The organism is Micromonospora sp. 15K316, from assembly GCF_004348525.1.
Taxonomy (GTDB): Bacteria; Actinomycetota; Actinomycetes; order Mycobacteriales; family Micromonosporaceae; genus Micromonospora.
In genome coordinates this window covers 1-12,251 of sequence record NZ_SMKG01000176.1, presented here as the reverse complement: position 1 = coordinate 12,251, position 12,251 = coordinate 1, and the positions used below count along the sequence as shown (strand labels likewise).

Here is a 12,251-nt window from a genome sequence, read left to right as displayed (position 1 = left end):
GTCTACGGGGGCGGACGACCCGCCGGCGGCGGACGGCCCTCCGGCGGTGGCCGGCCCGGAGGCGGCGGACAGCCCGGCGGCGGTGGGTACGGCGGTGGGCAGCCCGGCGGTGCCGGTGTCTACGGCGGCGGTGGCGGTCGTGCCGAACCGCCTCGACGCGGCGGCCCGGACCAGGACTATCGCGGCCAGCGCGGCGGTCGCCGCCGCCAGGACGACGACCCGTACGGTCAGTACCCCGGCGACGGCTACCGTGGCGGCGATCGTTACTGATTCCCGCGACGCCGGCTGAGCTCCGCGGCGGACGGCCGGTGCGGGCGGCACCCACCCGGTGGCGCGGCACCGGCCGTGGTCAGCAGCGTGCTGAGCCGGCTGCGGCCGGCCGACCGGGTGGGCGGCCCTTGTCAGATCCGGCGTAGCACCGCCACGACGCGGCCCATGATGGTGGCGTCGTCGCCGGGGATCGGGTCGAAGGCCGGGTTCTGCGGCATCAGCCAGACATGCCCGTCCCGGCGCCGGTAGGTCTTGACGGTCGCCTCACCGTCGAGCATGGCCGCGACGATGTCACCGGACTCGGCGATCGGCTGTTGCCGCACGACGACCCAGTCGCCGTCGCAGATCGCCGCGTCGAGCATCGAGTCGCCCTTGACCTGGAGCATGAAGACCTCGCCCTCGCCGACCAGTTCGCGGGGGAGGGGGAAGACATCCTCCACCGCCTGCTCGGCGAGGATCGGGCCACCGGCGGCGATCCGGCCCAGCATCGGCACGTACGCCGGGGTGGGCCGCTGCGAGCGGGTCAGCTCGTCGTCGAGCGCGTCGCTGGGGGAGCGGACGTCCACGGCGCGCGGACGGTTCGGGTCCCGGCGCAGGAAGCCCTTCTTCTCCAGTTCCTTCAGCTGGTAGGCGACGCTGGACGGGGAGACCAGCCCGACCGCCTCGCCGATCTCGCGGACGCTGGGCGGGTAACCGTGCCGCTCCACCCAGGTGCGGATGAACTCGAGGATCCGCCGCTGCCGAGCCGTCAGATCCACCGCGGCCGGGTCGGGGAAGCTGCTGACCACGGGAGTGACGGGCCGCACGGCGGGTTGCCCCGTCCGGCTGCGTGCGGCGCTGCGGCGCCGAGTGGCCGGCGGACCCGCCTCGGCGACCTGCTGCGGGTTCTTCGGCCGGCTGGCCCCGTCGTCGGTCACGTCCGTCCTCCCTGTCGCGCTGGGTGCGCCCGGCGCCCCGTGATGCGTGCGGTGATGCCGGTGTGCGTATCGGTGTGGCGGATCTCGCCACCACCGGTTGGTCATGACCGTATAGGTGAGATCAGCCATTTTCAAACATCTGTACGACCTATCACCGGCGTGTCGCGGGCAAAGGCGGGTTTTTCGTACTGCTGTTCTGCTAAATGTTACGTCGGTTGGCACTCCTGTTCGAATTCTGGCGACCGGACGGTTGAATCCGGCCGGCCGGACGGTAACTCCGGATGGCCCCGCCCGTTGGGCTCTCCGGTGGCTCGGGCGGGCGGCTCCGCCGACGCGGCCGGACCGCTCGGGTGGGCGTGGCGAGCCCGGTCGGGCACCGGCGACGCGGTGTGGGAGTGACACGCGGGACACGCCGCCAACTTGACCGAGGTCTGCCGGCGGCATACGGTCGACCCCTAGATGTAGTAGTCACACGGGCGTAAGTTGCCCATAGGTTGGGTCCGACTACCGACCGCACTCCCGTACAGTGTCACGGCGGGCGGCCATCGGGGTGATGGTTCCGCCGTGGTGAGCCGTGCCCGGGAATGCCCGGCGCGACAGTGGTCGATCAAGGAGGTCAGCGATGCGGTGTCCGTACTGCCGGCACGCCGACTCACGGGTGGTCGACTCGCGGGAGGCCGACGACGGCCAGCTCATCCGACGGCGGCGGGCCTGCCCGGAGTGCGGCAAGCGGTTCACGACGGTCGAGGAGGCCGTCCTCGCGGTGGTCAAGCGCAGCGGGGTGACCGAGCCGTTCAGCCGGACGAAGATCATCGGCGGGGTGCGCAAGGCGTGCCAGGGCCGGCCGGTCGACGAGGACTCGATAGCGCTGCTCGCCCAGCGGGTGGAGGAGACGGTCCGCGCCAAGGGCGCCGCCGAGATCCCCAGCCACGAGGTGGGGCTGGCGATCCTCGGCCCGCTGCGGGACCTGGACGAGGTGGCGTACATGCGGTTCGCCAGCGTCTACCGCTCCTTCGACTCCCTCGCCGACTTCGAGCGCGAGATCGAGTCGTTGCGGGCCGCGGCCCGCGCCCGCGAGAACGGCGGGGCCGACGCGGTCGAGGCCGCGGGCCGCACCAACTGACTTTTCGGTTTTCTCTTATCGGTTCGGGACGCGCGGTGGGTGACCGCGCAGACAAGGGGGGCGACGGCGTGACGACGAGCAGGTCGCGGAGCAAGGCAGGCGCAGGCCTGAAGGTCGAGCGGGTCTGGACGACGGAGGGGGTCCACCCGTACGACGAGGTCACCTGGGAGCGCCGGGACGTCGTGATGACGAACTGGCGGGACGGCTCGATCAACTTCGAGCAGCGCGGGGTGGAGTACCCCGAGTCGTGGAGCGTGAACGCGGCGAACATCGTGACCACCAAGTACTTCCGGGGAGCGGTGGGGACCCCGGAGCGGGAGTGGTCGCTCAAGCAGCTGATCGACCGGGTGGTGACCACCTACCGGACGGCCGGTGAGGAGTACGGCTACTTCGCCAGCCCGGCGGACGCCGAGATCTTCGCCCACGAGCTGACCTGGATGCTGCTGCACCAGGTGTTCAGCTTCAACTCGCCGGTCTGGTTCAACGTGGGTACGCCCTCGCCGCAGCAGGTCAGCGCGTGCTTCATCCTCGCCGTCGACGACTCGATGGACTCGATCCTCGACTGGTACAAGGAGGAGGGGCTGATCTTCAAGGGCGGCTCCGGCTCCGGGGTCAACCTCTCCCGGATCCGCTCCTCCAAGGAGCTGCTCTCCTCCGGCGGCACCGCCTCCGGGCCGGTGAGTTTCATGCGGGGCGCGGACGCCTCCGCCGGCACCATCAAGTCCGGTGGCGCCACCCGGCGCGCGGCCAAGATGGTCATCCTCGACGTCGACCACCCCGACATCGAGGAGTTCGTGGTCACCAAGGCGCGCGAGGAGGACAAGATCCGCGCCCTTCGGGACGCCGGATTCGACATGGACCTGGGCGGCGCCGACATCGTCAGCGTCCAGTACCAGAACGCCAACAACTCGGTCCGGGTCTCCGACGAGTTCATGAACGCGGTGGAGAAGGACGGCAGCTTCGACCTGCGCGGCCGGCTGGACGGCGCGGTGATCGAGTCCATCAACGCGAAGAAGCTCTTCCGCACCATCTCCCAGGCCGCCTGGGAGTGCGCCGACCCCGGCCTGCAGTACGACGACACGATCAACGACTGGCACACCTGCCCGGAGACCGGGCGGATCACCGCGTCGAACCCGTGCTCGGAGTACCTGCACCTGGACAACTCCTCCTGCAACCTGGCCTCGCTGAACCTCATGAAGTTCCTCCGCGCCGACGGTGGCTTCGAGGTGGAGAAGTTCGTCAAGTCGGTCGAGTTCGTGATCACCGCGATGGACATCTCGATCTGCTTCGCCGACTTCCCGACCGAGAAGATCGGTGAGACCACCCGCGCCTACCGGCAGCTGGGCATCGGCTACGCCAACCTCGGCGCCCTGCTGATGGCGTCCGGCCTGCCCTACGACTCGGAGCAGGGCCGCTCGGTCGCCGCGGCGATCACCTCGCTGATGACCGGCACCGCCTACCGCCGCTCGGCCGAGCTGGCCGGCATCGTCGGCGCGTACGACGGCTACGCCCGCAACGCGGAACCGCACAAGCGGGTCATGCGCAAGCACGCCGCCGCCAACGACGAGATCAAGCCGGCCGGCACCGTGGCCACCGCCATCCAGCGGGAGGCCACCAAGCAGTGGACGCAGGGCAACAAGATCGGCGACAAGTTCGGCTGGCGGAACTCGCAGGCCAGTGTGCTCGCCCCCACCGGCACCATCGGCCTGATGATGGACTGCGACACCACCGGCGTCGAGCCGGACCTGGCGCTGGTCAAGTTCAAGAAGCTGGTCGGCGGCGGCTCGATGCAGATCGTCAACCAGACGGTGCCGCGGGCCCTGCGCAGCCTCGGCTACCCGGAGGAGCAGGTCGAGGCGATCGTCGAGCACATCGCCGACCACGGCCACGTGGTGGACGCCCCCGGCCTGAAGCCGGAGCACTACGCGGTCTTCGACTGCGCCATGGGCGAGCGTTCCATCGCCCCGATGGGGCACGTGCGAATGATGGCGGCCGTCCAGCCGTTCATCTCCGGTGCCATCTCCAAGACGGTCAACATGCCGGAGCAGGCGACCGTCGAGGACGTCGAGAAGATCTACTTCGAGGGCTGGAAGCTCGGCCTCAAGGCCCTGGCGATCTACCGGGACAACTGCAAGGTCGGCCAGCCGCTCTCCGCGGCGAAGCCGAACAAGGCCGTCGCCGAGGCACCCGCCGAGGTGGAGAAGGTGGTCGAGAAGGTCGTCGAGTACCGGCCGGTGCGTAAGCGGCTGCCGAAGAAGCGTCCGTCGGAGACCATCTCCTTCTCGGTCGGCGGCGCCGAGGGCTACCTCACCGCGTCGTCCTACCCGGACGACGGCCTCGGCGAGGTCTTCCTCAAGATGTCGAAGCAGGGCTCGACCCTGGCCGGCGTGATGGACGCCTTCTCGGTGGCCATCTCCATCGGTCTCCAGTACGGCGTCCCGCTGGAGACGTACGTCAGCAAGTTCACCAACATGCGCTTCGAGCCGGCCGGCATGACCGACGACCCGGACGTGCGGATGGCCGCCTCGGTGATGGACTACATCTTCCGTCGGCTGGCGCTGGACTTCCTGCCGTACGAGCGCCGCGCGGAGCTGGGCATCTTCACCGCCAAGGAGCGGGCCGCCCAGCTCCAGGCCGAGGCGGAGGCGGAGGCGAACGGCGCGGACCTCGCCGCGATGGCCGCCTCCGCCCCGGTCGAGGCCAAGGTGGTGGAGGAGCCGAAGACCGGTCCGGTCGCCCAGCCGGCGCAGGAGACCGCCGACGTGGCCGCCGTCAAGCCGGCGCCGTCGGTGGGTTCCAGCACCGAACTGCTGGAGGCGGTGCTGGGCCAGGTCGCCGACGCCCCGCTCTGCTTCACCTGCGGTACGAAGATGCGTCCCGCCGGTAGCTGCTACGTCTGCGAGGGCTGCGGCTCCACCAGCGGCTGCAGCTGACGTACGCACGAACGGCGCTGCCCCGATCCCCGGTAGGGGGTCGGGGCAGCGCCGTATTCAGGTGATCGACTCGTCATCCTTGATGTCGCGTTCTCCGGTGCGGGGGGACACCCCGACATCACGCACGTTGAGCGGAGAGCGGGAGCCGTGCTCAGGGCTGGGCGAAGAGCGGACCGTAGTTGGCACGGAACATCTTCTCGCCGAGGCGGCGCATCACCGTGTCCCGCAGGACGGGCGGCAGCCCGACCGCCTTGTCCCGGCGGTGGGTCTGGCTGAGCACCCAGTCCGCCCGCGGCCGGCGGCGCGCCTCGTACCCGCGCAACGCCTCGGTGAGGCTGTCGGCGGTCGCGAGCGAGCCGGCGAGCACCACGGCGTCCTCGAGCGCCATCGCGCCGCCCTGCGCCATGTTCGGGGAGGTGGCGTGGGCGGCGTCGCCGATCAGCAGCACCGGGCCGCGCGACCACGAGTCGAGCACGACCTCCTGGTTCGGGCCGGCGTGCAGGGTGGTGGCGTCGGCGTCGAGCGCGTCGAGCATGGTGGCGGCCGGCCCGGCGAACGTGGCCCGCAGCTCGTCGCGCCAGCCCGGCCGGTCGGCGACCGCGCCGTCGTTGTAGTAGCAGTACGTCAGCTCGTCGCTGACGGGGATCGTCAGGAACTGGGTGCCGCGCCCCAACAGCACGTTCCAGACCGGTTCGGCGTCGATCCGGGGAGCGATCCAGCGGTAGGCGTGCTGGCCGAGCGGGCGGGCCGGCTGCCCGTCGAAGGCGAGCTGCCGGACGGCCGAGTTCACCCCGTCCGCGCCGATGACCAGGTCGTACGACTCGGTGGCGCCGTCGTCGAACTCGACAGCGACGCGCTCTCCCTCCCGGCTGAGCGCGACCGGCCGGCGGCCCCACCGGATCGGGAAGTCCCCGACGCCGGCGATCAGCGCCCGGTGCAGTTCGGCCCGGGGGAGCGAGACGCAGGGCCCGACGCCGTGCCACAGCGCGGCCACGTCGATGTCGAAGAGGCGTCGGCCACGCTGGTTGGCGCTGCGCTGGCGCTTGATCTCAACGGCCACGTCGGCGACCGGTTCCCACATCCCCAGCGCGCCGAGCATCCGGGTGGCGTTGCCGGTCAGGTAGATGCCGGCGCCGGAGCCGGCGGGAGCGTCGGTCCGTTCGACCAGGTCGATGGTCGCGCCCCAGTCACGCAGCGCGGCGACCGTCGCCAGCCCGGCGATTCCGCCGCCGACGATCAGTACCCGGACACCTTCACCCCGCACGTTCAGTCCTCCCCGCTGCGCGCCTGGGCCGGGTCGAGCCGCCGTTACGGGCCCCGGCCGCCGCAGACTCTACGAGGTGCCGGTGGCGCTGCCGTACGTCCTTCCCACGGGAAGGGATGTGCCCTTCGACTCACTGCGCCGTCCGTCACGTCGGGCAGGGGGGTTCTGCCCACGGCGGCCCGCTGCGAGGATCGGTGCATGTCCATCGCCGGCGACTACGCCGACTTCGCCACCCGCGAGCTGCGGGGGATCTCACCCACGTACGAACGCCTGGCGTGGGCGGTCTCCCGCGACGACGAGCTGCTCGCCCTGCTCGGCACGCTTCCGCCGGCCAAGCGGCAACCGAACCTGCTCCTCGGAGTCGTACGTCTGCTCGGCGGCCCGGTCGAGGACCCGACGGTGTTCCGCCACTTCGTGCTGACGCGGTGGGCGGCGGTCGACGCGGAACTGCGAGCCCGGACCACCCAGACGAACGAGGCGGGCCGGTGCGCCGTGCTGCTGCCGGCGCTCGCCATGTTGCCGCAGCCGCTCGCGTTGCTGGAAATCGGCGCGTCCGCCGGGCTCTGTCTCTACCCCGACCGGTACGCCTACCGCTACGGCGGCCGGCGGCTCGGGGCGGGCGAGCCGGTGCTCGACTGCGCGGCCGGTGGGGTGATGCCGTCGCTCCGGCTACCTGAGGTGGTGTGGCGGGCCGGGCTGGACCTGAACCCGCTCGACGTGACCGACAGCGCCGACGTGGCCTGGCTGGACGCCCTCGTCTGGCCGGAACACGCGCACCGACGCGCGCGGCTGCGGGACGCCGCTGCCGTCGCCGCCGCGGAGCCGCCCCGGCTGGTCCGCGGCGACCTGGTCGACGACCTGCCGGCGCTGGCCGCGCAGGCACCGGCCGGGGCGACGCTTGTGGTGTTCCACACCTCGGTCCTCTACCAGGTGCCGCGACCACGGCGTGACGCCTTCGTCGACCTGGTACGCGGACTGCCCGGCCACTGGATCTCCAACGAGGCCCCCGACGTGCTGCCGTACGACGGTCTGCCCGATCCGCCCGACGCGGGGCTGCACAACGTGCTCGCGCTGGACGGCAGGCCGCTCGCCTGGTCCCGGGGGCACGGCCAGTCGATGGTCTGGTTCGGCTGACCGCGGCGGTGCGTCGAGCCGCTACGGCCGTACGAAGCCGGCGGCGGCGCTCTCCAACTCCTGGTCCGGTGCGGGGCTGAACTGCTGGCGCTGCTCGTCGAGGACCAGCAGCAGGCCGGTGGGAATGTCGAAGAACAGCCCCTGCACCGAAACCTTCCCCCGGTCGACACCACGGGCGGCGAGGAACCGCCGCAGCGCCGCGACCTGGCAGGCGACGTTCACCATCGCCAGCTGGTCGATCTCGGCGCGGCCCTCGGCGGCGGCGGCCAGCCCGACCGGATGGCCGGCCCGCCACGCCGCCAGGCTCGGCCGCCCCCAGTGCAACCACCGCCCCACGTGACTGTCCTCGTCGGCGCGCCCGCCGACCAGCCCCTGCATGGCCCCGCATCCGGAGTGCCCGCAGACCAGCAGCGCCGGCACCCGGAGCACCTCGACGGCGTAGGAGACGGCGGCGGCCACCGACGACTCCGCAACGTGATCGTCGGGGACGAGATTGCCGATGTTGCGCACCGTGAAGAGGTCGCCCGGCCCGCTGCTGGTGATGACGTTCGGCACGATCCGGGCGTCGGCGCAGGTCAGGAAGAGGTTGTACGGCCTGTGTCGACCGTCCAGTTCGGTGAGGAAGGGCAGCAGGCGGGCGGCGGAGCGGCGGTGATACTCGCGTACCCCGACGTGCAGCGGTCGGAGTGCGGCCGGTGCCGATCCGGGCCGGTCGTCGTGGCCGGTCTCGTCCGCCGCGTCGGGATGGCGGGCCTGCCAACTGGACCACGGCGAGAACCAGCGCGGTGGCACCAGGGCGTGGATCCGGCGGGACGGTCGGGGCTGGTCGCCGCGCAGGGCCGCCGGGCCCACCTCGTCGAGGTGCACCCGCCCGCCGGTGATCTCGTGCTGGCGGACCCACCAGTCCAGGTGGTCGAAGGCGGCGTGGTCCAGGAAGTCGGTGGCCAGTTCCAGGTCGACCGTGCTGCCCGCGGGCACCCGGCCGAGGACGGCGGAGAGTCGCGGAATGGCGAGGAAGCTGAGTGTCCCCTCGACGTGCACGGACCAGTGCTCGCGGCCTGCCGGGCCGACCCCTACCCGCTCGGCGTGGACCGTGGCCCAGACCACCCGGCGGAGGATCAGCACGATCGCCAGCACGAGTCCGATGAGTACCCCCTCCAGCAGGTTGAAGACCACCACGCCGAGGGCGGTGACGACGTAGACGGCCAGTTCCCGGTGCCGGCGTACCCGCCGGATGTCGGAGATCTTCACCAGTTGCAGGCCCACGACGACGAGTAGTCCGGCCAGCGCGGCCATCGGGATCCGCTCGACGAGGACGACGAGCAGCACCGCGAAGAGCAGGATCCACACCCCGTGCAACACGGCGGAGGCACGGGTCCGGGCCCCCGCGTTGACGTTGGTGGAGCTGCGCACGATGACACCGGTGACGGGCAGCCCGCCGAGCAGGCCGGAGGCGCTGTTCGCCAGGCCCTGGCCGATCATCTCCCGATCCAGGTTGGTCGGCCTGACCGGGCGGTGCCTGTGCGGTCCGGGTCGGCCGGACGGTTCGCCCCGAACGCGCTCGTCCCCGGTCGCGCGTTCGGCGGCCAGCCGGTCGACCGCGGTGGCGGAGAGCAGGCTCTCGACGCTGGCGATCACGGCCACGGTCAGCACCGCGGCGGCGACGGCCGCCCAGTCTCCGTCGGGCATCGCGGGCAGGTGCACGGCGGCCAGCAGCGAGCCGGGTATCTCCACCCGGGCCAGGTCCACGTCGTTCCAGACGACGGCGGCGAGGGTGGCCAGGGTGACGGCGACGAGCGGGCCCGGAATCCGGCGGACGGGTCCGGGCAGCCGGGGCCAGAGGACCAGCAGTCCGATCACCATGAGCCCGATCAGCGCCGCGTGGTCGTGCCGGGTGGCCAGTTGGGTCGGCAGGTCCAGCAGGTTGCGTATGGGCGTGGTGCCGGGTTCCCCACCGAGCAGCACGTGCAGTTGCCCGAGCACGATCGTGATACCGATTCCGGCGAGCATCCCGTGCACGATCGCGGGTGAGAGGGCGAGCGCGGTACGTGCGATCCGGCACATCCCGAACGCGATCTGCAACAGTCCGGCGGCGGCCGTGATCGCGCAGGTGGCCGCCCAGCCGAACCGGGTCACCAGCTCCGCCACGACCACGGTGAGCCCGGCCGCCGGGCCGGTGACCTGGAGCGCCGACCCGCCGAACAGTCCGGCGACCACCCCGCCGACCACGGCCGCGATGAGTCCGGCGGCCACCGGGGCGTTGGACGCGGCCGCGATGCCCAGCGACAGCGGCACCGCGACGAGGAAGACGACGAGCGAGGCCGGCAGGTCGTAGCGCAGATCTCTGCGGACCCAGTAGCGGATGGGGGCTGATGCGTCGGTCAGGCGGGTCGCGGTGGGCGACATGCTGCCTCCTCCGGCTCCGCGCGCACGATGGCGGCAGAGGTCGTTGCCCGGCCGGCCCCGCGTCCGATTCGGGTCGCGATTCGAGGAAATAGAGAGGGACGTCGCTGTCCGCGAAAAGCTTAGCGTTTGGTGACGTGAAATCCCTATAGTGGCGATTTGTCATTCCTGTTAAGTCCTGGGTGGACCGACGCGACGGGCCGGCCGTGGGCTCGGAGAGCAATCCCGCCATCGGGAACGGTGGTGAGCAGCAGCGCCCTAGCGCTGGTGGCGCAGCAGAACCACCCCGTTGTCGAAGACGCGGCTCTCGACCAGCCGCAGGTCGGTGGGGCCGACCCCGGCGGGGAAGAGCGGACGCCCCCGCCCGAGCAGCACCGGATGCACGTACGTCCGCCACTCGTCGACCAGGTCGTGCCGCATGAAGGCGGCCATCAGGTCCGCGCCGCCGAGCACCAGGTCGCCGCCGGGCTCGGCCTTGAGTCGCCGCACCTCGTCGGGAACGACCTCGCGCACCACTGTGGCGTTCCAGTCGGCCCGCTCCAGGGTGCGCGAATAGACGATCTTCGGCATCTCGCGCCAGATGCCCGCGTACTCCCTCATCGCCGGCGTGCTCGCCGGATCCTGGTCCGCGGTCGGCCAGAACGCGGCCATCAGCTCGTACGCCACCCGGCCGTTGAGGAAGGCGCCCATGGTGCGGAGTTCGGCGTTGAAGTGCTCGTGCAGCGGCTCGTCGACGCGATGCCAGCCGAGGTCACCGTCGGGACCCTCGAAGTAGCCGTCCAGCGACACGCTCATGTGTACGACGATCTTTCTCATCCTGCGTCTCCCACCGGATCGGACCTCCCGGTCGAGTCTGCCCGTCGGCTACGACGAAAACGCCGGCTCCGGCGTGTCCCGCATCCTTCGCAGCGGCGAGAGGACCACGAAGAGGCAGGCGCTCCACGTGCCCACTACGCAGATCCAGAGCGCCGTACGCAGGCCCAGTGCCGTACCGAGCGCGCCGCCGAGCAGCGCGCCGAGCGGGATGACCCCGAAGCAGATCCAGAGGAACGCGGCGTTGACCCGCCCGAGGATCGCCGGCGGGGTGATCCGCTGCCGGTAGGTCGTCGACGCCACGTTGAACAGCACCGCGTTGGCGGAGAACGCGGCCAGCCCGACCCCGTAGAGCAGCACGCCCCAGCCGGGCCGCGCCAGCGGCATCAGCAGGTAGAACGGTCCGGGCGCGGCCATCGCCACCCAGATGACCCGGGCCGAGCCGATCCGCGCCGACAGCCGTCCGGCGAGCGCGCCGACGACCAGGCCGCCGATCGCGCTGACCGAGAAGACCAGGCCGACCTGCACCGGGGAGGCGTGCAACTCGCGGAGCATGAAGGTCACCTCGATCGAGCTGGACGCCATGACGAAGAAGTTCGAGGTGGTGGTGCAGGCCAGGATGCTGCGCAGGATCGGCTGGTCACGGACGAACCTGAGCCCGTCGGTCATCTCCACCCGCAGCGGCATCCGCTCCTGCTTCTGCGTCGCGCGGGCCGCCGGCCGGATCAGCACCAGGGTCAGCGCGCTCACCAGGAAGGCCAGCCCGTTGCCCAGGAACGTCCGGGCGGCCCCGACCAGTCCGATGAGGACGCCGCTGACCGTCGGTCCGACCAGCTCCGCCGCGTCCTGGCTCATGATGAGCTTCGCGTTGCCGTCCACCAGCTGCGCCGCCGGGATCAACCCCGGCAGCATGCTCTTGTACGCCACTGTGAAGAGCACGGTGAGTACGCCGGAGAGCCCTACCACCGCGTACAGGTAACCGAGGGTGAGCTGCCCCACCAGCGCGGCTCCCGGGAGCGACAGCATGAGCGCGCCCCGGCCCAGGTCGCAGAGGATCATCAGGCGGCGTTGGTCCACCCGGTCGGCGAGGATCCCGGCCGGCAGCGAGACGAGCAGGTACGGCAGCCAGGCCAGGAAGGTCAGCAGCGAGACCTGGAAGACGCTGGCGTGCAGGGTCTCCACGGCCAGCAGTGGAACCGCCACGCCGGCGATCCGGGTGCCCAGTTCGCTGACGGTCTGCCCGCTCCACAACAGCAGGAAGTTCCGGCTCCGCAGCAGCGAGGTCGGTCGTACGGTCGCGGGCGCCGGAGGATCGGCGACGTGCTGGCTCACGGTTCTGCCTGTCTGCGGGGGATCGGCCGGCGGCGGAGGGCCACCTGAGCCCGGGGGCGGGT

General features: G+C 71.4%; 9 protein-coding genes. 4 read left to right on the top strand and 5 right to left on the bottom strand.

Annotation, left to right across the window (positions count from 1 at the left end; translation table 11 throughout):
• Nucleotides 1–289: hypothetical protein (locus E1211_RS24670; protein ID WP_207915498.1), on the top strand; the 289-nt coding region annotated here is incomplete at its 5' end.
• Nucleotides 290–401: 112 nt separating this feature from the next.
• Here E1211_RS24670 and lexA read toward each other — a convergent pair.
• Nucleotides 402–1,187 (bottom strand): transcriptional repressor LexA, encoded by a 786-nt coding sequence (lexA, locus tag E1211_RS24665; RefSeq protein ID WP_132351378.1) that lies wholly within the window; start codon nucleotides 1,185–1,187, stop codon nucleotides 402–404.
• A gap of 622 nt (nucleotides 1,188–1,809) precedes the next feature.
• Here lexA and nrdR point away from each other — a divergent pair.
• Both nrdR and E1211_RS24655 read left to right on the top strand, forming a co-directional pair.
• Entirely contained in the window at nucleotides 1,810–2,310 is a 501-nt protein-coding gene (gene nrdR / locus E1211_RS24660) for a transcriptional regulator NrdR (protein ID WP_132351377.1), read from the top strand.
• Nucleotides 2,311–2,345: 35 nt separating this feature from the next.
• The gene (locus E1211_RS24655) at nucleotides 2,346–5,243 is read left to right on the top strand and encodes a vitamin B12-dependent ribonucleotide reductase (RefSeq protein ID WP_132351376.1); all 2,898 of its coding nucleotides are present in this window, start codon (nucleotides 2,346–2,348) and stop codon (nucleotides 5,241–5,243) included.
• Nucleotides 5,244–5,394: 151 nt separating this feature from the next.
• Here the strand turns inward: E1211_RS24655 and E1211_RS24650 are convergent, their stop codons facing one another.
• Nucleotides 5,395–6,507 carry an FAD-dependent monooxygenase gene (locus tag E1211_RS24650; protein WP_243709686.1) on the bottom strand — a complete coding sequence of 371 codons (1,113 nt, stop codon included), beginning with the start codon at nucleotides 6,505–6,507 and terminating at the stop codon, nucleotides 5,395–5,397.
• A gap of 198 nt (nucleotides 6,508–6,705) precedes the next feature.
• Here E1211_RS24650 and E1211_RS24645 point away from each other — a divergent pair, with 198 nt between their 5' ends.
• On the top strand, nucleotides 6,706–7,641 hold the full coding sequence (locus E1211_RS24645; RefSeq protein WP_132351375.1) for a DUF2332 domain-containing protein: 936 nt from the start codon (nucleotides 6,706–6,708) through the stop codon (nucleotides 7,639–7,641).
• A 21-nt stretch (nucleotides 7,642–7,662) separates the two neighbouring features.
• Here the strand turns inward: E1211_RS24645 and E1211_RS24640 are convergent, their stop codons facing one another.
• From E1211_RS24640 to E1211_RS24630, 3 genes are all read right to left on the bottom strand, one after another.
• Nucleotides 7,663–10,047 (bottom strand): SulP family inorganic anion transporter, encoded by a 2,385-nt coding sequence (locus E1211_RS24640; protein WP_132351374.1) that lies wholly within the window; start codon nucleotides 10,045–10,047, stop codon nucleotides 7,663–7,665.
• Between the two features lie 255 nt (nucleotides 10,048–10,302).
• Nucleotides 10,303–10,860: a dihydrofolate reductase family protein gene (locus E1211_RS24635; RefSeq protein ID WP_132351373.1), complete on the bottom strand. Its 558-nt coding sequence runs from the start codon at nucleotides 10,858–10,860 to the stop codon at nucleotides 10,303–10,305.
• Between the two features lie 48 nt (nucleotides 10,861–10,908).
• Nucleotides 10,909–12,189, bottom strand: a complete 1,281-nt coding sequence (locus E1211_RS24630; protein ID WP_132351372.1) for an MFS transporter — start codon at nucleotides 12,187–12,189, stop codon at nucleotides 10,909–10,911.
• Nucleotides 12,190–12,251: the final 62 nt, after the last annotated feature.